The 21285-nt window shown below is 41.2% G+C and carries 19 protein-coding genes and 1 riboswitch; of the genes, 15 read left to right on the top strand and 4 right to left on the bottom strand.

What is annotated here, in order from left to right:
* Positions 1-2: 2 nt before the first annotated feature.
* Positions 3-884 carry a ribonuclease HIII gene (gene rnhC, locus O3601_RS02180; RefSeq protein ID WP_371470823.1) on the bottom strand — a complete coding sequence of 294 codons (882 nt, stop codon included), beginning with the start codon at positions 882-884 and terminating at the stop codon, positions 3-5.
* Between the two features lie 86 nt (positions 885-970).
* Here rnhC and zapA point away from each other — a divergent pair, with 86 nt between their 5' ends.
* From zapA to O3601_RS02140, 8 genes are all read left to right on the top strand, one after another.
* A complete protein-coding gene (gene zapA / locus O3601_RS02175; RefSeq protein ID WP_000002019.1) occupies positions 971-1273 on the top strand; it encodes a cell division protein ZapA in 303 nt (100 codons plus the stop codon).
* Positions 1270-1818 (top strand): CvpA family protein, encoded by a 549-nt coding sequence (locus tag O3601_RS02170; protein ID WP_000624511.1) that lies wholly within the window; start codon positions 1270-1272, stop codon positions 1816-1818. Before zapA ends, O3601_RS02170 begins: the two co-directional genes overlap by 4 nt.
* A gap of 103 nt (positions 1819-1921) precedes the next feature.
* Positions 1922-4258, top strand: coding sequence for an endonuclease MutS2 (locus O3601_RS02165; protein ID WP_371470811.1), 2337 nt, complete (start codon positions 1922-1924; stop codon positions 4256-4258).
* 184 nt (positions 4259-4442) lie between these two features.
* Positions 4443-6347: a DNA methyltransferase gene (locus O3601_RS02160; protein ID WP_371470810.1), complete on the top strand. Its 1905-nt coding sequence runs from the start codon at positions 4443-4445 to the stop codon at positions 6345-6347.
* 3 nt (positions 6348-6350) lie between these two features.
* Positions 6351-8993, top strand: a complete 2643-nt coding sequence (locus tag O3601_RS02155) for a DEAD/DEAH box helicase family protein (protein ID WP_371470807.1) — start codon at positions 6351-6353, stop codon at positions 8991-8993.
* A gap of 184 nt (positions 8994-9177) precedes the next feature.
* Positions 9178-9266, top strand: a riboswitch (glycine riboswitch).
* Between the two features lie 90 nt (positions 9267-9356).
* The gene (locus O3601_RS02150) at positions 9357-10679 is read left to right on the top strand and encodes an alanine/glycine:cation symporter family protein (protein ID WP_371470805.1); all 1323 of its coding nucleotides are present in this window, start codon (positions 9357-9359) and stop codon (positions 10677-10679) included.
* A gap of 132 nt (positions 10680-10811) precedes the next feature.
* The gene (locus O3601_RS02145; protein ID WP_000206774.1) at positions 10812-11360 is read left to right on the top strand and encodes a carboxymuconolactone decarboxylase family protein; all 549 of its coding nucleotides are present in this window, start codon (positions 10812-10814) and stop codon (positions 11358-11360) included.
* Positions 11361-11576: 216 nt separating this feature from the next.
* On the top strand, positions 11577-12476 hold the full coding sequence (locus O3601_RS02140; RefSeq protein ID WP_371470802.1) for a TDT family transporter: 900 nt from the start codon (positions 11577-11579) through the stop codon (positions 12474-12476).
* A gap of 24 nt (positions 12477-12500) precedes the next feature.
* Here O3601_RS02140 and serS read toward each other — a convergent pair whose 3' ends face one another.
* From serS to O3601_RS02125, 3 genes are all read right to left on the bottom strand, one after another.
* Entirely contained in the window at positions 12501-13775 is a 1275-nt protein-coding gene (gene serS, locus O3601_RS02135; protein WP_261121993.1) for a serine--tRNA ligase, read from the bottom strand.
* A 213-nt stretch (positions 13776-13988) separates the two neighbouring features.
* Positions 13989-14360 (bottom strand): DUF956 family protein, encoded by a 372-nt coding sequence (locus tag O3601_RS02130; protein WP_000079349.1) that lies wholly within the window; start codon positions 14358-14360, stop codon positions 13989-13991.
* Positions 14361-14362: 2 nt separating this feature from the next.
* Positions 14363-15727: an aspartate kinase gene (locus O3601_RS02125; RefSeq protein WP_061864359.1), complete on the bottom strand. Its 1365-nt coding sequence runs from the start codon at positions 15725-15727 to the stop codon at positions 14363-14365.
* Positions 15728-15936: 209 nt separating this feature from the next.
* Here O3601_RS02125 and O3601_RS02120 point away from each other — a divergent pair, with 209 nt between their 5' ends.
* The 7 genes from O3601_RS02120 (at position 15937) to fabG (ending at position 21284) form a co-directional block, all read left to right on the top strand.
* Positions 15937-16722 carry an enoyl-CoA hydratase gene (locus O3601_RS02120; protein WP_371470800.1) on the top strand — a complete coding sequence of 262 codons (786 nt, stop codon included), beginning with the start codon at positions 15937-15939 and terminating at the stop codon, positions 16720-16722.
* 91 nt (positions 16723-16813) lie between these two features.
* Complete coding sequence (locus tag O3601_RS02115) at positions 16814-17248, top strand: MarR family winged helix-turn-helix transcriptional regulator (RefSeq protein ID WP_023945587.1); 435 nt, start codon at positions 16814-16816, stop codon at positions 17246-17248.
* Entirely contained in the window at positions 17248-18222 is a 975-nt protein-coding gene (locus O3601_RS02110; RefSeq protein ID WP_371470797.1) for a beta-ketoacyl-ACP synthase III, read from the top strand. The genes O3601_RS02115 and O3601_RS02110 overlap by 1 nt, the downstream gene beginning before the upstream one ends.
* A gap of 58 nt (positions 18223-18280) precedes the next feature.
* A complete protein-coding gene (locus O3601_RS02105) occupies positions 18281-18505 on the top strand; it encodes an acyl carrier protein (RefSeq protein WP_000257838.1) in 225 nt (74 codons plus the stop codon).
* A gap of 116 nt (positions 18506-18621) precedes the next feature.
* Positions 18622-19596, top strand: coding sequence for an enoyl-[acyl-carrier-protein] reductase FabK (fabK, locus tag O3601_RS02100; RefSeq protein ID WP_023945583.1), 975 nt, complete (start codon positions 18622-18624; stop codon positions 19594-19596).
* Positions 19589-20512, top strand: coding sequence for an ACP S-malonyltransferase (gene fabD / locus O3601_RS02095; RefSeq protein WP_371470794.1), 924 nt, complete (start codon positions 19589-19591; stop codon positions 20510-20512). The genes fabK and fabD overlap by 8 nt, the downstream gene beginning before the upstream one ends.
* A 40-nt stretch (positions 20513-20552) precedes the next feature.
* Positions 20553-21284, top strand: coding sequence for a 3-oxoacyl-[acyl-carrier-protein] reductase (gene fabG / locus O3601_RS02090; protein ID WP_371470792.1), 732 nt, complete (start codon positions 20553-20555; stop codon positions 21282-21284).
* Position 21285: the final 1 nt, after the last annotated feature.

Raw genomic sequence — 21285 nt, 5'->3', positions numbered from 1 at the left:
ACTTACCTTTCTAAGCGTTTTTTCGCTTTTTCAGTATTTTTAAAGTGCAATTTGGCGCAGAAATTGAGTCCCTGCATACCATAGGCTTGTAAAATCTGGCTAGCTACCTTATCAGAAGCCGTTCCAGCTCCACTTGGAAGTTGATAGCCCAGTTCTCGTCCTAGATTTTCAAGATTTTCCAGAAAGAGATTACGCGCGATTATAGAAGAGACTGCGACAGCCAAGTATTTGCCCTCAGCCTTTTCTTCTAAGCTGATAGGATTGCTGAAACGATTGGCCTCTTGTGCCAAGTACTTGTCATAATTTTTAGCACTGGTAAAGGCATCAATCACAATTTTCTCAGGTTGAACACCTTTTTGAAGGAGGAGGTAGATAGCCTGATTATGGAGGGCTACCTTAACCGAAACAGCATTGTAGCGATCTCCAATGACCTCGTTGTACTTGCTTGGTGAGAGAAGGAGTGCCTGGTGCTGGATTTTTTCCTTGAGAATAGGGGCAATCTGACGGATTTTTTGGTCTGTCAGAGTCTTAGAATCTCCCACACCGAGTTTTCGTAAAAAGTCATGCTGGTCAGGTGTGACAAAGGAAGCCACAACTGCAAGTCCACCAAAGTAGGAACCATTTCCAACCTCATCTGTCCCAATTAAAGGGAGATTTTGTCCGCTGGTTTCCTCTAGAACCTGATAGTCAAAGAAACGAGCGTATTTCTCAGCCCCCTCACCCTGAAGCAAGACCTTTCCAGAAGTATAGATAGAAACCGTTGCTTGAGGTAGTCTCAAAAAGTAGCGAATATAGGGATTCTTGCTGGGAGCCAGACTGGTTTGATAGTGTTCAAGAAAAGCCTGAATCTCCTTTTCACTTGGTGTGAGTGTTATACTTGCCATAGTTTCTATTGTACCACAAAAGCAGGCAAATTTGTAAAAACTGACAAAATTAGCGAATTTTGGTATAATATCGTGAGGTGAATTTTATGGCAAATCTAAATCGATTCAAATTTACATTCGGGAAAAAATCATTAACCTTGACAAGCGAACATGATAATCTCTTTATGGAGGAAATCGCCAAGGTTGCGACAGAAAAATACCAAGCAATTAAAGAACAAATGCCTAGCGCAGATGATGAAACCATCGCTCTTTTGTTGGCAGTCAACTGTTTATCAACTCAGCTCAGTCGTGAGATTGAATTTGACGATAAGGAGCAAGAATTAGAAGAACTCCGTCACAAGCTCGTGACTTGTAAGCAAGAACAGAGCAAGATTGAGGATTCCTTATGATTTCACTCCTTCTTCTATTGGTCTTGGCTTGGGGATTTTATATCGGCTATCGGAGAGGCCTGCTCTTACAGGTTTATTACCTGATTTCAGCCATGGCATCGGCTTTTATGGCTGGCCAGTTTTACAAGGGGCTGGGAGAACAATTCCATTTATTACTCCCTTATGCAAATCCGCAGGAAGGTCAAGGAACTTTCTTTTTCCCATCGGATCAACTCTTTCAGTTGGACAAGGTCTTTTATGCAGGGATTGGCTACTTGCTTGTATTTGGGATTGTCTATAGCATCGGTCGTTTGCTTGGTCTCCTCTTACACTTACTTCCTAGTAAAAAACTGGGAGGTAAGTTGTTCCAAGTTTCAGCAGGTATCTTATCCATGTTGGTGACCTTATTTGTCTTGCAAATGGCTTTGACAATCTTGGCGACCATTCCCATGGCAGCTATACAAAATCCTCTTGAAAAGAGTATCGTCGCAAAACACATCATCCAGAGCATACCGGTAACAACAAGTTGGCTCAAACAAATCTGGGTGACAAATTTAATCGGATAAAAAGGGCAGGAGTTTTCCTAGCCCTTTGTTTACAGATTTGACTCGAATCTATCAGAATGTAAAAAGCTACCACACCTAGACATTCAAAGACAAGGAAATAAAGATGAATAAGAAAATATTAGAAACATTAGAGTTCAATAAGGTCAAGGCTTTGTTTGAACCTCATTTGTTGACAGAGCAGGGCTTGGAGCAATTGAGAGAGCTTGCTCCGACTGCTAAAGCAGATAAAATCAAACAGGCTTTTGCTGAGATGAAGGAAATGCAGGCTCTTTTTGTCGAGCAACCGCATTTTACTATTCTAGCAACTAAGAAAATCGCAGGAGTCTGCAAGCGGTTGGAGATGGGAGCAGACCTCAATATTGAGGAGTTCCTACTCTTGAAGCGCGTGCTTCTGTCTAGCCGAGAGCTGCAAAGTTTTTATGCCAATCTGGAAAATGTCAGCTTGGAAGAATTAGCCCTTTGGTTTGAGAAATTACACGATTTTCCGCAATTACAAGGAAATCTTCAGGCCTTTAATGATGCAGGTTTCATTGAAAATTTTGCTAGTGAAGAATTGGCGCGAATCCGCAGAAAAATCCATGATAGCGAGAGTCAGGTCCGCGATGTCTTGCAAGATTTGCTCAAGCAAAAAGCGCAGATGTTGACAGAAGGGATTGTTGCTAGCAGAAATGGCCGTCAGGTTTTACCAGTCAAAAACACCTACCGCAATAAGATTGCAGGTGTCGTTCATGATATTTCTGCTAGTGGAAATACCGTCTATATCGAACCCCGTGAGGTGGTCAAACTGAGCGAAGAAATTGCCAGTCTGCGAGCAGATGAGCGCTATGAAATGCTTCGCATTCTCCAAGAAATTTCTGAACGTGTCCGCCCTCATGCGACTGAAATTGCCAATGACGCTTGGATTATCGGCCATTTGGACTTGATTCGTGCCAAGGTCCGCTTTATCCAAGAAAGGCAAGCAGTTGTGCCTCAGCTATCAGAAAATCAAGAGATTCAACTACTCCATGTCTGCCATCCTTTAGTCAAAAATGCCGTCGCAAATGATGTCCATTTTGGCCAAGATTTAACAGCCATTGTCATTACAGGTCCCAATACTGGTGGTAAGACCATCATGCTTAAAACTCTGGGCTTGACGCAGGTTATGGCTCAGTCTGGTTTGCCGATTTTAGCAGACAAGGGAAGCCGTGTGGGTATTTTTGAAGAAATCTTTGCAGATATTGGCGATGAGCAGTCTATTGAGCAGAGCTTGTCTACCTTCTCTAGCCACATGACCAATATTGTGGATATTCTTGGCAAGGTCAACCAACATTCACTCTTGCTCTTGGATGAGTTGGGGGCTGGTACGGATCCCCAAGAGGGAGCCGCCCTTGCCATGGCAATTCTGGAGGACCTTCGTCTGCGTCAAGTCAAGACTATGGCGACTACCCACTATCCGGAACTAAAGGCCTACGGAATTGAGACAGCTTTTGTGCAAAATGCCAGCATGGAGTTTGATACTGCAACTCTACGCCCGACCTATCGCTTTATGCAGGGCGTTCCTGGTCGAAGCAATGCCTTCGAAATCGCTAAACGTTTAGGTCTATCTGAGGTTATCGTAGGGGATGCCAGTCAGCAGGTTGATCAGGACAATGATGTCAATCGTATTATTGAGCAGCTGGAAGAGCAGACGCTGGAAAGCCGCAAACGCTTGGACAATATCCGTGAGGTGGAACAAGAAAATCTCAAGATGAATCGTGCTCTCAAAAAACTCTACAATGAACTCAATCGTGAAAAGGAAACCGAGCTTAATAAGGCGCGTGAACAGGCTGCTGAGATTGTGGACATGGCCCTCAGTGAAAGTGACCAGATTCTCAAAAATCTCCACAGCAAATCCCAACTCAAACCCCACGAAATCATTGAAGCCAAGGCCAAACTGAAGAAATTGGCTCCTGAAAAAGTGGACTTGTCTAAAAACAAGGTCCTTCAAAAGGCCAAGAAAAAACGAGCTCCAAAGGTGGGAGATGATATCGTGGTTCTCAGTTACGGTCAGCGTGGTACCTTGACCAGTCAACTCAAAGACGGTCGCTGGGAAGCCCAAGTTGGCTTGATTAAGATGACCTTGGAAGAGAAAGAGTTTGACCTTGTTCAAGCTCAGCAAGAAAAGCAAGTCAAGAAGAAACAAGTCAATGTTGTGAAACGAACATCTGGCAGAGGACCGCAAGCAAGACTGGATCTTCGAGGTAAACGCTATGAAGAAGCCATGAATGAGCTAGATGCCTTTATCGACCAAGCTTTGCTTAACAATATGGCGCAAGTTGATATCATCCATGGTATCGGAACAGGAGTCATCCGTGAAGGAGTCACCAAATACCTACAAAGAAACAAACATGTCAAGAGTTTTGGCTATGCCCCACAAAATGCTGGAGGCAGTGGTGCAACTATTGTGACCTTTAAAGGATAAGAAAAGCCTGAGGAAATGTGTTGTTCCTCAAGCTTTTTTATCATTTCTTTTAAACATGCTCAAATATGCTATAATAGAACTAGAAAATTGAATAAAACCGAAGGGTATACCCTTCCTTTATATGTATATATAAAGGAATACTATCAGCTCTTCACAAATTTTAAGTGAGAAGGAAATTCCATATATGAAACAAGAATTGGAGCAAGTCCTCGCTAAAAATCCTAAGTTTTTAGTGGACGGCGTACTAAATAAAAATAAACTAGCAGAGCTGGCACGGCAGTACAGTCCTGAGTTGCTCAATCAGTTGATGAGTAATGAAACAATCGCTAATCACTTCTTTTCAAAACTGCAAGATGGGGTTTTAGTTTTTAAAAAAGATATCTTTTTGCAATTTCTAAATAACAAGGAGTTCTTGCCCGACAGCTTTACAGCTTACAAAACAAAAATAGGTCTTGGGACGCCAGACAGAAACTATCTTTCTGAAAATAAAGAAGTTGTGCTGAATTTTCCTTATAAAGATTGTGTGCTTGAGGGAGGGCAAACCAAGGACGATGTGAAACGTCAAGAGATTTTCTTTAACGAGACGCTTGCTCCAGCGGAAATCAATCGCTTGCTAGACGAGAAGGTGTTGAGCAATTTCAAGCGTTATGATAAAGACGGTGAGCACGAGGTTGAGGAGTTAAAGGATACAGATAACCTTATTATCAAGGGAAATAATCTGCTTGCACTGCATAGCCTCAAGAAACGCTTTGCTGGTAAGGTCAAGTTGATTTATATTGACGTTCCATACTATTTTCGAAAAAATATTGGAGATGCTTTTCAATATAATTCCAATTTTAAAATGTCAACGTGGTTGGTATTTTTGAAAAATCGATTAGAAATAGCTAAAGAGTTACTTAGTGATAAAGGTTCTATTTGGATTCATACGGGTGAAGATGGTATGCACTATCTAAAAGTATTAAGTGATTCTATTTTTGGACAAGATAAGTTTATTGGGACACTACCAAGAAAAACTCGTGATGGAAAATCGGATGTTCCTTTTAACTTTTCTCAGGATTTTGATTGGATTTTAGTATACACAAAAGGAAACGAAGGCGATGCAATCGTTGGTCGTGAAGTAGAACGAAAATATTATGAAACTTCAGATTTTCCTAACCGTCCTTGGCGTACAGCTGATTTAACAAAACAAACAACTATTAAGGAGCGTCCAAATTCTAATTTTACAATGGTGAATCCCAAAACAGGTAAAGAATACCCCGTTAATCCTAACCGTTCGTGGGCTGTTACAAAAGATACATTCTATGACTGGTATCAAAATGGAGGAATTGGATTTCCAGATGACTATGACTTTATGAAAGGTGATAGACCTTTTAGACGTGTTTTTAAAGATGAAGATATGTCTAAGTCAAAACCAGTTTATTCAAGTAGTGATACCTTGTTAAAAGAATTTATTACGGATTTATTAGCTAAAACAAAAAATAAAGATGGAAACGATGAAATGACTAACTTGTCTAATCGTGATGCTTTTTCGTATGCCAAACCCGAAAGACTGATAAAGGATATTTTACAAATTTCTACAATCGAAAATGATATCGTTCTTGATTTCTTCATGGGGAGCGGTACAACAGCTGCTGTCGCTCACAAAATGAACCGTCAATATATTGGTATTGAACAGATGGATTATATTGAGACGGTTTCAGTTGAGCGATTGAAAAAAGTAATTGACGGTGAACAGGGTGGCATTTCTAAAGACATCAACTGGACTGGTGGCGGCTCTTTCGTTTACTGTGAACTGAAAAATGATGCCCAGGATTTTAAAAATACAGTCTTAGAGGCAAGAGAGCCTGAAACTCTAGCTCAACTATTTGAACAGGCTAAAAAGTCTTCGTTCCTATCTTATCGTGTCAACCCTAAAAAGTTGAAAAAATCAGAGTTCGAAAAACTTTCACTAGCTGAACAAAAACAAGTCTTGCTGGAGTTGGTGGATAATAATAACCTATACGTCAACTACTCCGAGATAGAAGATAGCGACTACGACATCTCAGAAAATGAGAAAAAGCTTAATCGTGCTTTTTACGGAGAGGAGTAAGCGATGGCTTTTGTGTATGAAATTTATAAGCAAGCTAGTGAAAATGGCTTTATTGACTTTAAGGCAAGCATTCCAGACTACATCACGCAAAATCTGAAATTTCCACTGCGTCCTTACCAGAAAGAGGCGCTAGGGAGGTATCTCTACTACAAAAGGGATGAGAAAAATCGAAAAAAACTAGAACAAGTCCTTTACAATATGGCGACCGGTTCAGGAAAAACTTTACTGATGGCAGCGATTATCCTTGAAAAATTTAAACAGGGTGAACGGAATTTTATTTTTTTTGTGAATAACGACAATATCCTTACCAAGACAAGGGCAAACTTCTTGCCTAATGAGATGGGAAAATACTTGTTTGCGGATAAAATAACGATTGATAATCAAGTGGTGGAAGTACGTGAAGTGACAGATTTTTCCGATAGTCAGCCTGATAGTATCAATATTGTTTTTACAACCATTCAAAAACTTCACCAAGATTTAAATACCCCAAGGGAAAATCGCCTAACTTATGAGCAATTTGAAGATTTGTCGCTCGTGTTATTGGCAGATGAGGCTCATCACTTGAATGCTGGACTCGGTAAGAAAGAAAAAGATGAGAACGACAGCTGGACGGCGACGATTGAAAACATTCAAAGTACAGCCCATAAATCTTCTTTATTTGAATTTACAGCAACCATTGACTTAGCAAATCCAGATATTGCCAAAAAATATGAAAAATCTTTGATTTTCAAGTATGACTTGAAAGAGTTCCGCTTGGATAAGTACTCTAAAGATGTTCTTTTCCACTTGGTAGATAATGAACTTCCAACTCGTATGTTGCAGGCAATCATTATCAGCCAATACCGCAAGAAAATCGCCTTGAAACATGGCATTAACCTCAAACCGTTGGTCTTGTTTAAGTCGCAAAAAATTGCTGAAAATAAAGGAAACTTAGAGGCTTTTTTGGATATGTTAGCCAATCTGTCAGTAGAACAAGTACAGTCTCAAAAAAACTTAACTGCAAATGATGAGGAGCAAAAAAACATCTTGGAAAAAGCATTTGCTTTTTTTGAGGAGTCTGGACTTTCTTTTCAAGATTTAATTGAGGAATTGCAGGAAGATTTTCGTCGTGAACGTTTACTCGTGATTGATGGGAAAAACAAGACTAGCAACAATTTAGTGGAGTTGAATACTCTGGAACTCCCTTCAAATGAAATTCGGGCTATTTTTGCAGTTGATATGCTCAACGAAGGCTGGGATGTTCTGAATCTTTTTGATATTGTTCGCCTTTACGATATTCGTGATGGTAAGACAACAAAGAATGGTTTTGTCGCAGGGAACACTACCAATGCAGAAAAGCAACTCATCGGTCGTGGAGCACGTTATTATCCCTTTGTGCTTGATAATCAAATTGAGGAGAAGTTCACTCGTAAATTTGATGAAAATGAAAACAATGAACTTCGTGTCATGGAACAGCTTCATTATCATTCTGCCAATAATCCTCGCTATATTTCTGAATTAAAGCAAGTCTTGCGTGAGTCTGGAATTTTTGATGATGTCAATTTAGAAGAGCGTGAATTAAAGCTCAAAGAATCTTTCAAACAAACACGAACCTATACAGATGGTCTGGTTTGGATGAATAAACGTCTTTCCTACCAAGAATATCTGGAACAACGACAAGAAAGTTTGTTGGATACCTCTTTCATTCCGAGTTCCTTTGAGGTACGTTTACCGACTTCCATTACAAGAGATTTTGAAGCTTTCTCAGAAGATGATGTTTTTGCGACGGATTCGACAAACATCTTAAACTTCGAGTTTGGAAAAGAAATTACTTCCAATATTGTTCGAGCAGCTATCAATCGCAATAAACAGTATACCTTTAAAAACTTACAGAAAGCTTTCTTTGGCTTGAGTGGTGTATCTGCCTTCATCGAAATGCTTTCAAAAGTTAATATTATACTAGAATCTTCTTTATCACAAATAAGTGAGTTAACTTCAGACCAGAAACTCTATATTGCAGAACAGCTTTTATATAGCATTGAAAAAGATATCGTTCCAATGGAAGAACGCTTTTATGGTTCAGCTAACTTTGAGTCAGTTCCTGTACGTGAAGTTTTTGAAGAGAATATTTTGAGAAAGTATACTGTTAATGTAAATGGGAATGCAGAGTTTGGACGGTCACAAAAAAACAAGTCTGAAACAGAGATTTTTGAAAATATCGATCAACTAGATTGGTATGCCTATGATGATAACTTTGGAACAAGTGAGGAGAAATATCTGGTGCGTGCTATCCGTGAATTGATGAATGATTTGCAGGAAAAGTGGTCTGATATTTATCTTTTGCGAAATGAGAAAGCAGTGAAAATCTATAGTTTTGATGAAGGGCGTGCTTTTGAGCCTGACTTTATCTTGCTTGCAAATGATAAAAAAGTTGGAAATACTTCTTGGCAGATTTTCATTGAGCCAAAAGGAAGTCAATTTTTAGATAGTAATAATACCTTCAAAAATAGTAAAGAAGGCTGGAAAGAGAAATTCTTACTGCAAATTACTGAAAGAGATGAGGCAAGAACTTTGTTGGACGATGAACGTTATCGTATCGTCGGTCTTCCGTTCTTTAATAATGAGATGAGCAGAGAAGTTGTAAATAGTAATTTAAAAGATTTATAGCGTAAATTGGGGAGTTTATGATTTTGAAAATGATTACCAAGTTTAGTTAACTGAGCCAAATAAGAATTTCCAAAATCCATTGACAAAAGCCAACATTTTTTGTAAAATAAGAATCAATTAAATACCAACACCGAATGAAGTTTAATAGAAGTGGAGAATCGTTTGATTTTCCATGACTGTAAATGGACGGAACTCTGGAGAGACCGTAAAGGCACCGAAGGGGCAAGGCAGGCAACTGCTCAAACTCTCAGGTAAAAGGACAGAGCTAGGATAGACCGCTTTTTAGCATTTATCTAAGCATTCCAGAGTACATGTATCTTGCATGTGCTCTTTCTTTTGGGGTTGAAAAGATAGGAGAAGGAAATGTTAGAATTGCTTAAATCAATCGATGCTTTTGCTTGGGGCCCACCCCTCTTGATTCTCTTGGTCGGAACAGGGATTTACCTAACTATTCGTCTAGGCTTCTTGCAGGTTTTGCGTTTGCCTAAGGCCTTTCAACTCATTTTTACCAAGGATAAGGGGCATGGAGATGTGTCCAGTTTTGCGGCCTTGTGTACAGCCCTAGCAGCGACAGTTGGTACGGGAAATATTATCGGAGTCGCGACGGCTATCAAGGTCGGTGGCCCAGGAGCCCTCTTTTGGATGTGGATGGCTGCTTTCTTTGGGATGGCTACTAAGTATGCGGAAGGACTACTAGCTATCAAATACCGTACAAAGGATGACCATGGTGCAGTGGCGGGAGGTCCCATGCACTATATCCTTCTAGGGATGGGAGAAAAGTGGAGACCCCTTGCCATCTTCTTTGCTCTGGCAGGTGTGCTAGTAGCTTTGTTGGGAATCGGGACCTTCACTCAAGTCAACTCGATTACAGAATCTATCCAGAATACAACTGCTATTTCGCCAACCATCACAGCTCTTGTGTTGTCTGTCTTTGTAGCAATTGCTGTCTTTGGTGGACTCAAGTCCATTTCTAAGGTTTCAACTACTGTTGTTCCTTTTATGGCCATCATCTATATTTTGGGAACTCTTACAGTTATTTTCTTTAATATTGGGAAAATCCCTGCTACAATCGCTTTAATCTTGACATCAGCTTTTAGTCCAGTTGCTGCGGTAGGTGGATTTGCCGGTGCTAGCATTCGAATGGCTATTCAAAATGGTGTAGCTCGTGGTGTGTTCTCAAACGAATCTGGTCTGGGTTCTGCTCCCATTGCAGCAGCTGCAGCTAAGACAAACGAACCAGTAGAGCAAGGGTTGATTTCCATGACAGGAACCTTTATTGACACCCTCATTATCTGTACTTTGACAGGCTTGACCATCTTGGTAACTGGTGTTTGGAGTGGCGACTTAAATGGGGTTGCCTTGACTCAGTCAGCCTTCTCAACAGTCTTTTCACACTTTGGACCTGCCCTTTTGACCATCTTCCTTGTGCTCTTTGCCTTTACAACGATTCTAGGTTGGAACTATTACGGAGAACGCTGTTTCGAGTTTCTCTTTGGGGTTCGCTTTATCTGGCTCTACCGTGTGGTCTTTGTACTCATGGTCTTGTTGGGAGGATTTATCGAGTTGGATATGGTTTGGATTATCGCAGATATTGTCAATGCCTTGATGGCTCTGCCGAACTTGATTGCCCTCTTAGTTTTATCGCCAGTCGTTATTGCTGAGACTAAAAAGTATTTTGACAAATAATGAAATCACACAGCTCGTGTGATTTTTTTGCTTTCATAAAAAATTTCTATCGGTGCAATTTAAAATATATATTATACAAGGTATAGAATCTGTGATAGACTAGATTTCAACAACATGAAAAGAGGTCTTATGATGACAACATTTACTATCCATACAGTAGAATCAGCACCAGCAGAAGTGAAAGAGGTTCTTGAAACAGTACAAAAAGATAACAATGGCTATATTCCTAACCTAATCGGTCTCTTGGCTAATGCCCCTACTGCTTTAGAAGCCTACAGAACTGTCGGAGCAATCAATCGTCGTAACAGCTTGACGCCTGTTGAGCGTGAAGTGGTGCAAATCACGGCAGCTGTGACCAATGGTTGTGCCTTCTGTGTCGCAGGTCACACAGCCTTTTCAATCAAACAAATCCAGATGAACGATGACCTTCTTCAAGCCCTTCGCAATCGTACTCCAATCGAAACAGATCCTAAATTGGACACCCTAGCTAAGTTTACCTTGGCGGTAATCAATACCAAGGGTCGTGTAGGTGATGAAGCCTTGGCTGAGTTTTTAGAAGCTGGCTACACTCAACAAAATGCCTTGGATGTGGTTCTTGGTGTCAGCCTAGCAAGCCTCTGTAACTATGCCAACAACCTAGCCAATACACCAATTAATCCAGAATTGCAACCTTATGCCTAATTCATATCTGAGTAAAATGAAGTCTGAAATCAGAGGACTTCGTTTTTTTAATACTCAATGAAAATCAAAGAGCAAACTAGGAAGCTAGCCGCAGGCTGTACTTGAGTACGGTAAGGCGACGCTGACGTGGTTTGAATTTGATTTTTGAAGAGTATTAAGTCCTTATTTAAGCGCTTTTATGTTATACTGAAACTAACATGATTATTGGAGGTTAGGATGAAAAAACTCCCCTTAGTATTTTCTGGTTGTTTGCTAGGTTTGGCAGGAGCTGGAAATCTTATGTTAGATACGTTGCCGATTTTGTCCCATCTATTGAGTCTGACTGGCTTAGTTTTGTGGATATACTTTCTGCTTTTGCATCTCTTTAATTGGAAGGAAGCCAAGCAGGAATTGACCAAGCCCCCTCTTTTGTCAGGAATGGCCACCTTCCCCATGGCTGGGATGATTTTATCAACTTATGTCTTTCGCGTATTCCCTCATCTTCCTTTAGTAGCGCAGGGTCTCTGGTGGTTTTCATTTCTCTTGGATTTAGCCTTGATTGCTGGTTTCACCATCAAATTTGCCTGTCCTGGTCGGAGGGTTCATGCCACTCCAAGCTGGACGGTTCTCTATGTAGGGATAGCAGTAGCTGCCTTGACTTATCCTCTGGTAGGCATCATCGAAATTGCCTATGCGACCTTGAGTTTTGGTTTTCTCTTGACCTTCTATCTCTATCCCCTTATTTATAGCGATTTAAAGAAACATCCGCTCCCACTAGTCTTGCTTGGACAAGAAGGAATCTATTGTGCTCCTTTCTCTCTGCTCTTGGCTTCTCTAGTTCGAGTTGGAGGAGCTAGCATACCGAATTGGGCCTTGATTGTCATGATTTTGGCTTCCCAATCCTTCTTTTTCTTTGTTTTAACTCGCCTGTCCAACATTTTAAAACAAGGTTTTCAACCAGCCTTCTCAGCCTTAACCTTCCCAACCATTATCACAGCTACCTCTCTCAAGATGGCTCAGGGAATCTTGAAACTTCCATTTTTGGATTATTTGGTAGTGGCTGAAACTGTTATTTGCCTAATTATTTTGCTCTTTGTATTAGGCGCTTATCTGATTTGGTTACGAAAAAAGGTCTAGCTAAAAATAGCTAAACCTTATTTTTTATGGTTTGATGACTTCAGCTCCACCCATGTAAGGACGAAGTGCTTCTGGGATGGTCACAGAACCATCTGCATTTTGGTAGTTTTCAAGAATAGCAGCCACTGTACGTCCAACTGCAAGTCCAGAACCGTTCAAGGTGTGGAGGAGTTTCACCTTACCATCTGCTTCATCACGGTAACGGATTTGAGCACGACGGGCTTGGAAATCTTCTGTATTTGAACAGCTTGAGATTTCACGATAGGTATTTTGCGCTGGAATCCAAACTTCCAAGTCGTAAGTCTTGGCAGCTGAGAAGCCCATATCTCCAGTAGAGAGCGCAACGACACGGTATGGAAGGTTAAGTTTTTGAAGAATGTTTTCAGCGTTGGCTGTCATTTTTTCCAATTCTTCGTAAGATTCTTCTGGCTTGGCAAATTTAACCATTTCAACCTTATGGAATTGGTGCAAACGAATCAAGCCACGAGTATCACGACCAGCTGAACCAGCCTCAGAACGGAATGAAGGACTCATAGCAGTGAAGTAGATTGGCAGGTCTTTACCGTCCAGGATTTCATCACGGTAGTAGTTTGTTAGAGGAACCTCAGCTGTAGGAATAAGGACATAATTGCTGTCGCTCAATTCAAAAGTATCTTCCTTGAATTTTGGGTATTGACCAGTACCAAACATAGAGTCATGGTTAACCATGTAAGGCGTGATGACTTCCGTATAGCCTTCTTTTCCATGTTCATCCAACATAAAGTTATAGATAGCACGCTCCAAACGAGCACCGAGTCCTTTATAGAAGAGGAAACGAGCGCCTGTTACCTTACCACCGCGTTCCCAGTCAAGGATACCAAGGTCTTCACCCAGATCCCAGTGAGCTTTTGGCTCGAAATCAAACTCGCGTGGTGTCCCCCAACGGCGAACTTCCACATTGTCATCTTCGTCAGCCCCAACAGGAACGCTGTCAGCTGGGATGTTTGGAAGAGTAGTGGTAAATTCTGTCAATTTAGCATCGATGTCTGCCAATTCAGCGTCCAAAGCTTTGACTTCAGCAGATAGAGTTTGCATGGCAGCAATCTTGTCATCTGCATTTTCCTTGTTGCGCTTAGCTTGGGCGATTTCGGCAGAAACTGTGTTGCGTTCTGCTTTGAGAGTTTCAACCTTGACTAAGATGTCACGACGTTTAGCATCGATTTCTTTCATCTCATTCAAGATAGCAGCATCTACACCACGTGTAGCCAATTTTTCTGCGACAGCATCAAAGTCTGTACGAATACGTTTGATATCTAACATAAGAACTCCTTTATGAAAAAAGCACACCTGACAAAGCGTTGGAGTGGCAGGGCCACGGTTCCATCCAACTTCACAGGTGTGCACTTGATTATGTATGCAATTGTTACTAACGGTAGAATTTCACCTATCCCTCCTATCTGCTCGCAGCACCCGCAGACTTTCTGAAAGAAGAAGATAACCTACTTATCCGTTGCTATGATTATACTAAAGTTTCTACTTTTTTGCAAATAGATTTTTAAATTTTTGACCAATGGTCTGAATCAGAGTCGGAAGTTTGACGACCTTGTCATTGCCCAGCTTTTCGCGAGCAATTTTAAGAATGGCACCTGAGTCTTTTGAAGCAAAGAGGAATTTTCCTCTGTCTGTAAAGACTTCGAAGTGGCGACTGATTTTGCGACCAGTGACATTGGCTCCAATCTGGTTGATATGGCTCCAAGGAATCTGGATAAATTGTTCAACATTGACATCGGGGTAAAATTCCAAAGCCTGATCTCCGACAAGAAATTTCCCAACTTTCCCAGCTATAGAGAGATAGGAAGTTCCTGTCGTATTGAGAAGCACTGTTTTGTTAAGAGATTGGGCCATGATTAGTCTTCCTTGTTTTCACCGAAAAAGGCATTGTAGAGGGCTTTAATAGCTGCTTTCTCTTGGTCCTTATGGACAACAAACATAATAGATACTTCACTAGAACCTTGAGACATCATCTGGATGTTGATCTTATTTTCAGATAGAGCACGTGTCGCAGTAGCAGTTACTCCGATATGGCTCTTCATCTTTTCTCCAACAATCATAATGATTGAAAGGTCATGCTCGATTTCTGCATGGTCTACTTCAGCCTTTTGAACCAACTGACGAAGGATTTCTTCTTCCTTGATAGGAGTTAGTTCGCGAGAACGGAGGATGATTGAAAGATCGTCGATACCTGTTGGCATATGTTCCCAACCGATGTTAAGATCTTCAAGGATTTGAAGAACCTTGCGTCCAAATCCCACCTCACGGTTCATGAGGTATTTCGACATATTAATGCTGACAAAGCCTGAGTCACCAGCAATTCCCACAACTGGGAATTCATCACTACTATGTTTTAGAACGATACGAGTACCTGGATGATCAGGATTGTTGGTATTCTTGATAACCAGAGGAATTTTTCCTCGGTAGGCAGGAAGAAGCGCTTCGTCATGAAGGACTGAGAAGCCTGCATAGGCTAACTCACGCATTTCACGATAGGTCAACTCAGGGATTGAGTGTGGTTGGTGGATAATACCAGGGTGGGCTGCAAAGATACCATCAACGTCTGTAAAGTTTTCATAGAGGTCTGCCTTAACACCGGCAGCAATGATAGAACCTGTAATGTCTGATCCTCCACGTGAGAAGGTACAGATTTGATTTTCCTTGGTAACTCCAAAGAAACCAGGAATGACAAGGACTTCATTTGCATTTGTCAATTCTTCAATCTTGTCATAACTTGATGGAATGATGCGAGCGTGACCAGGTTCACTTGTGACCACAATACCAGCTTCTCTAGGGTGAACATAGCGTGCATCAATCCCATTTTGATTAAAGTAGGCTGCGATCAATTTAGCATTGTTATTTTCACCGGCTGCTAGGAAAGTGTCGTAGAGAAATTCATTTTCATCAATAGGAAGAGTGGCTAAGGCACGAATGCTTTTAGAAATTTTTTCTAAAACAGCTGGTTTTAGCCCTAGTTCACTAACCATAGCAGCATAGCGGTCGATAATCCAGTTTTGACTCTTGCTAATATCGTTACCAGCAACATAGTCGCGGTAGTATTTAATCAAGGCATCCGTAACCTTAGTATCTTCAGCATTGCGTTTACCAGGCGCAGAAACGACGACAAAACGACGCTCTGAATCGCTTTTGACGATGTTTAAAACTTTTTCTAATTGACTAGCAGAGGCAAGAGAGCTACCTCCAAATTTAACAACTTTCATAAGAACTCCTAAAGTAAGTATTTTATACGATTATAGCAGAAAGAAAGCCTTTTTTCAATGAAGAAAATAAGATGCTTTCTAGGATAAAGCGAGCCTTTCCAATCGGCTGAGACACTTTTAGTCGATTTTTTATTGCTTTCGAGTTTTAAAAAAGCTATACTTTGAAAATAAAATAATTTAAACTGCTTACAAAATAAAAAGGAGTCCAGATGGAACACATTATTTATCAGCTTGAAGAGGATTTGGCAATCCTTACCTTGAACCGTCCTGAGGTTGCAAATGGCTTTCATATTCCTATGTGTGAGGAGATTTTAGAAGCTCTGACTTTGGCGGAAGAGGATTCAGCTGTGCATTTTATCTTGATTAATGCTAATGGAAAAGTTTTCTCAGTTGGGGGAGATTTGGTAGAGATGAAGCGGGCAGTGGATGAGGATGATATTCCATCATTGACGAAAATCGCAGAATTGGTCAATACGATTTCTTATAAAATCAAGAAAATAGCCAAACCTGTCTTGATGGAGGTTGATGGAGCTGTTGCAGGTGCCGCAGCCAATATGGCTGTTGCTGCAGATTTTTGTCTGGCAACGGATAAGGCTAAGTTTATCCAAGCTTTTGTTGGAGTTGGCTTGGCTCCGGATGCAGGAGGAATTCATCTCTTGAGTCGAAGTATTGGTGTGACGCGTGCTGCTCAATTAGCCATGACAGGTGAGGCTTTGTCCGCAGAAAAAGCTCTGGAGTGGGGGCTGGTTTACCGCGTCTGTGAAGCTGATAAACTTGAAAAGACGAGAGAACAGCTCCTTAAAAAATTGAGACGCGGGTCAGCTAATTCCTATGCAGCCATCAAGAAGTTGGTTTGGGAGAGCCAATTTAAAGACTGGCAGAGTTACGCTACTTTAGAACTGAACCTACAGGAATCACTAGCCAAAACAGAGGATTTCAAAGAGGGAGTTCGGGCTCATTCGGAGAGAAGGCGACCTAAATTTACAGGAAAATAAAAAAATACTTGCACTGTTCTTTGAAGTTTGATATAATTTTTCTGTCAAATGTTTTGATTGTGAAAGTTTTTTGAAAAGGAGGGAAAAGAGATTGGACTACCAACGAATTAATGAATATTTAACATCTATATTTAACAATGTCCTCGTCATCGAGGAAGTTAGCTTGAGGGGTAGTCGTTTCAAGGATATCTCCATCAAAGAAGTACATACAATCGATGTAATTGGAAAATTCCCAGATGTGACGCCAAGTCAAGTGTCGAAAGAGTTGATGGTGACTCTTGGGACGGTTACGACGAGTCTGAATAATCTTGAACGCAAGGGTTACATTGAACGCATTCGCTCAGAGCAGGATCGTCGTGTGGTGCATCTGCATTTGACAAAGAAGGGTCGCTTGGTTCATAGACTACATAAACGCTTCCACAAGGCCATGGTTGAAAAAATCATTGACGGTATGAGTAAGGAAGAAATTGATGTTATGAGCAAAGGGTTGACCAATCTTTATCAATTTTTGGAGGATTTGAAATAATGGCTTTTGCAAAAATAAGCCAGGTTGCTCATTATGTACCAGAGCAAGTGGTTACAAATCATGATTTGGCTCAGATTATGGATACCAATGATGAGTGGATTTCAAGTCGGACGGGAATACGACAAAGGCATATTTCAAGAACAGAATCTACTAGTGATTTGGCTACAGAAGTTGCGAAGAAACTGATGGCAAAAGCTGGAATCACAGGGGGAGAGCTGGATTTTATCATCCTAGCCACTATCACTCCAGATTCGATGATGCCCTCTACGGCTGCTCGTGTCCAAGCTAATATTGGTGCTAATAAGGCATTTGCTTTTGACCTAACAGCTGCCTGCAGTGGATTTGTATTTGCTCTTTCAACTGCTGAAAAATTTATCGCTTCTGGTCGCTTTCAAAAAGGCTTGGTGATTGGCAGTGAAACCCTCTCTAAAGCAGTCGATTGGTCAGACCGATCAACAGCTGTTTTGTTTGGAGATGGTGCTGGTGGTGTCTTGTTAGAAGCTAGCGAGCAAGAGCATTTCTTGGCTGAGAGTCTCAATAGCGATGGGAGTCGTAGTGAGTGTCTGACCTATGGACATTCAGGTTTGCAATCTCCATTTTCAGATCAAGAGAGTGCAGATTCATTTTTGAAGATGGATGGGCGCGCGGTCTTTGATTTTGCCATTCGAGATGTAGCCAAGTCTATCAAGCAGACTATTGACGAATCCCTTATAGAGGCGACAGACTTAGATTATCTGCTACTTCATCAGGCCAATGACCGTATCTTGGATAAGATGGCTAGAAAAATCGGTGTCGACCGAGCTAAACTTCCAGCTAATATGATGGAGTATGGCAATACCAGTGCAGCAAGTATCCCGATTTTACTTTCAGAGTGTGTTGAACAAGGCCTCATCCGTTTAGACGGTAGCCAGACTGTTCTTCTATCAGGCTTCGGTGGAGGCTTGACCTGGGGCACGCTCATTCTTACAATTTAGGTAATCATGTGGTGAACACATTGTTATAAAAAACTATTTATTTTAAAGGAGTCCTATCATGGCAGTATTTGAAAAAGTACAAGAAATTATCGTTGAAGAACTTGGAAAAGACGCATCAGAAGTAACACTTGAATCAACTTTTGATGACTTGGACGCAGATTCATTGGACTTGTTCCAAGTAATCTCAGAAATTGAAGATGCTTTTGATATCCAAATCGAAGCAGAAGATGACTTGAAAACAGTTGGTGACTTGGTTGCCTACGTTGAAGAGCAAACAAAATAAGCAGAATACAAATAGAAGGAGTAGGGAAACCCGCTCCCTCTTGTTTAGGCAATAGTTTGATTTTCAAATTATGACAGTATCGAACTATTACGTAAGCAAGAAATGATGGAGGCACTATGAAAACGCGTATTACAGAATTATTGAACATTGATTATCCTATCTTTCAAGGAGGAATGGCCTGGGTTGCTGATGGTGATTTGGCAGGAGCTGTTTCCAAGGCTGGAGGGCTAGGGATTATCGGTGGGGGAAATGCCCCTAAAGAAGTTGTCAAGGCAAATATTGATAAGATCAAATCATTGACGGATAAGCCCTTTGGTGTCAACATTATGCTCTTGTCTCCCTTTGTGGAAGATATTGTAGATCTTGTTATCGAGGAAGGTGTTAAGGTGGTGACAACAGGGGCAGGAAATCCTGGTAAATACATGGAACGCTTCCACGAAGCTGGTATTACAGTGATTCCTGTTGTGCCAAGTGTTGCTTTAGCTAAACGCATGGAAAAAATCGGTGCGGATGCTGTCATTGCAGAAGGAATGGAAGCTGGGGGGCATATCGGTAAATTAACAACTATGACCTTGGTGCGTCAGGTAGTTGCTGCTGTCTCTATTCCTGTTATTGCTGCAGGAGGGATTGCAGATGGTGAAGGTGCTGCCGCTGGCTTTATGCTAGGTGCAGAGGCTGTTCAGGTTGGAACGCGTTTTGTCGTTGCAAAAGAGTCTAATGCCCATCCAAATTATAAGGCTAAGATTTTAAAAGCTAGAGATATTGATACTACGATTTCAGCTCAACACTTTGGACATGCTGTTCGTGCTATTAAAAATCAGTTGACTCGTGATTTTGAAAAAGCTGAAAAAGATGCTTTTAAACAAGAAAATCCAGATTTGGAAATTTTTGAACAAATGGGAGCAGGTGCTCTAGCCAAAGCGGTTGTCCACGGTGATGTGGATGGTGGATCTGTTATGGCAGGTCAAATTGCAGGGCTTGTTTCCAAAGAAGAAACCGTTGAAGAAATCCTAAAAGATTTGTATTACGGAGCAGCTAAGAAAATTCAAGAAGAAGCCTCTCGTTGGGCAGGAGTTGTAAGAAATGACTAAAACAGCCTTTTTATTTGCTGGCCAAGGTGCCCAGTATCTAGGTATGGGACGGGATCTCTATGATCACTACCCTATTGTCAAAGAAACGATTGATCAAGCAAGTCAGGTGCTTGGTTACGATTTGCGTCATCTCATTGATAGGGAAGAAGAAAAACTCAATCAGACCCGCTATACGCAACCAGCTATTTTAGCAACTTCAGTTGCTATCTATCGTTTATTGCAAGAAAAGGGCTATCAACCTGATATGGTTGCTGGTTTGTCTCTTGGAGAATACTCTGCCTTAGTGGCCAGCGGTGCCTTGGATTTTGAAGATACGGTAGCCTTGGTTGCTAAGCGTGGCGCCTATATGGAAGAAGCGGCTCCTGCTGGCTCTGGCAAGATGGTAGCAGTTCTCAATACGCCAGTAGAGGTCATTGAAGAAGTCTGTCAAAAAGCTTCTGAACTTGGAGTGGTTACTCCAGCAAACTATAATACACCTGCACAAATTGTGATTGGTGGAGAAGTGGTTGCAGTTGATCGAGCTGTTGAACTCTTGCAGGAAGCAGGGGCTAAACGCTTGATTCCTCTCAAGGTGTCAGGTCCCTTTCATACCGCTCTCCTTGAGCCTGCTAGCCAGAAACTAGCTGAAACTCTAGCTCAGGTAAGTTTTTCAGATTTCACTTGTCCCTTAGTCGGCAATACAGAAGCTGCAGTTATGAAAAAAGAAGACATTGTTCAACTTTTGACGCGTCAGGTCAAGGAGCCAGTTCGTTTCTATGAAAGTATTGCAGTTATGCAAGAAGCAGGCGTAACCAACTTTATCGAGATTGGACCGGGGAAAGTCTTGTCAGGCTTTGTGAAAAAAATTGATAAGACAGCTAAACTAGCCAATGTTGAAGATCAGGCTAGCTTGGAAGATTTGCTAGAAAACAAGTAATCCCTTCTCCCATAAATACAAGAGGAAACAGGAGAAAAGAATGCAACTAAAAAATAAAAATATCTTTATTACAGGTTCGAGTCGTGGGATTGGTCTTGCCATCGCCCACAAGTTTGCTCAAGCAGGAGCCAATATTGTTTTAAACAGTCGTGGTACAATTTCAGAAGAATTGCTCGCTGAGTTTTCAAACTATGGTGTCAAGGTGGTTCCTATATCAGGAGATGTATCAGATTTTGCAGACGCTAAGCGTATGGTTGAGAAAGCTATTGCAGAGCTGGGTTCAGTAGATGTTTTGGTTAACAATGCAGGAATTACTCAAGATACCCTGATGCTCAAGATGACAGAAGCGGATTTTGAAAAAGTGCTTAAGGTTAACTTAACTGGTGCCTTTAACATGACACAATCAGTCTTGAAACCGATGATAAAAGCTAGAGAAGGTGCTATCATTAATATGTCTAGCGTAGTTGGTTTGATGGGAAATATCGGTCAAGCTAACTATGCAGCTTCTAAGGCTGGTTTGATTGGTTTTACCAAGTCTGTGGCGCGTGAAGTGGCCAATCGCAATATCAGGGTTAATGCTATTGCACCTGGAATGATTGAGTCCGATATGACAGCTGTTCTATCAGACAAGGTAAAAGATGCTATGCTGGCACAAATTCCTATGAAAGAATTTGGGCAGGCAGAGCAGGTTGCAGATTTAACAGTATTTTTAGCAGGCCAAGATTATCTAACTGGTCAAGTGGTTGCCATTGATGGTGGCTTAAGTATGTAGC

Source organism: Streptococcus sp. 20925_1_69, assembly GCF_041432365.1.
Taxonomy (GTDB): domain Bacteria; phylum Bacillota; class Bacilli; order Lactobacillales; family Streptococcaceae; genus Streptococcus.
The sequence above is the reverse complement of the archived record's forward strand: the minus strand, read 5'-3'. Positions and strand labels throughout refer to the sequence as shown.

Bases quoted from the DNA above. Each gene is read 5' to 3' on its own strand.
- rnhC (WP_371470823.1), bottom strand. From the start codon at position 884: ATGGCAAGTATAACACTCACACCAAGTGAAAAGGAGATTCAGGCTTTT.
- zapA (WP_000002019.1), top strand. From the start codon at position 971: ATGGCAAATCTAAATCGATTCAAATTTACATTCGGGAAAAAATCATTA.
- O3601_RS02170 (WP_000624511.1), top strand. From the start codon at position 1,270: ATGATTTCACTCCTTCTTCTATTGGTCTTGGCTTGGGGATTTTATATC.
- O3601_RS02165 (WP_371470811.1), top strand. From the start codon at position 1,922: ATGAATAAGAAAATATTAGAAACATTAGAGTTCAATAAGGTCAAGGCT.
- O3601_RS02160 (WP_371470810.1), top strand. From the start codon at position 4,443: ATGAAACAAGAATTGGAGCAAGTCCTCGCTAAAAATCCTAAGTTTTTA.
- O3601_RS02155 (WP_371470807.1), top strand. From the start codon at position 6,351: ATGGCTTTTGTGTATGAAATTTATAAGCAAGCTAGTGAAAATGGCTTT.
- O3601_RS02150 (WP_371470805.1), top strand. From the start codon at position 9,357: ATGTTAGAATTGCTTAAATCAATCGATGCTTTTGCTTGGGGCCCACCC.
- O3601_RS02145 (WP_000206774.1), top strand. From the start codon at position 10,812: ATGACAACATTTACTATCCATACAGTAGAATCAGCACCAGCAGAAGTG.
- O3601_RS02140 (WP_371470802.1), top strand. From the start codon at position 11,577: ATGAAAAAACTCCCCTTAGTATTTTCTGGTTGTTTGCTAGGTTTGGCA.
- serS (WP_261121993.1), bottom strand. From the start codon at position 13,775: ATGTTAGATATCAAACGTATTCGTACAGACTTTGATGCTGTCGCAGAA.
- O3601_RS02130 (WP_000079349.1), bottom strand. From the start codon at position 14,360: ATGGCCCAATCTCTTAACAAAACAGTGCTTCTCAATACGACAGGAACT.
- O3601_RS02125 (WP_061864359.1), bottom strand. From the start codon at position 15,727: ATGAAAGTTGTTAAATTTGGAGGTAGCTCTCTTGCCTCTGCTAGTCAA.
- O3601_RS02120 (WP_371470800.1), top strand. From the start codon at position 15,937: ATGGAACACATTATTTATCAGCTTGAAGAGGATTTGGCAATCCTTACC.
- O3601_RS02110 (WP_371470797.1), top strand. From the start codon at position 17,248: ATGGCTTTTGCAAAAATAAGCCAGGTTGCTCATTATGTACCAGAGCAA.
- O3601_RS02105 (WP_000257838.1), top strand. From the start codon at position 18,281: ATGGCAGTATTTGAAAAAGTACAAGAAATTATCGTTGAAGAACTTGGA.
- fabK (WP_023945583.1), top strand. From the start codon at position 18,622: ATGAAAACGCGTATTACAGAATTATTGAACATTGATTATCCTATCTTT.
- fabD (WP_371470794.1), top strand. From the start codon at position 19,589: ATGACTAAAACAGCCTTTTTATTTGCTGGCCAAGGTGCCCAGTATCTA.
- fabG (WP_371470792.1), top strand. From the start codon at position 20,553: ATGCAACTAAAAAATAAAAATATCTTTATTACAGGTTCGAGTCGTGGG.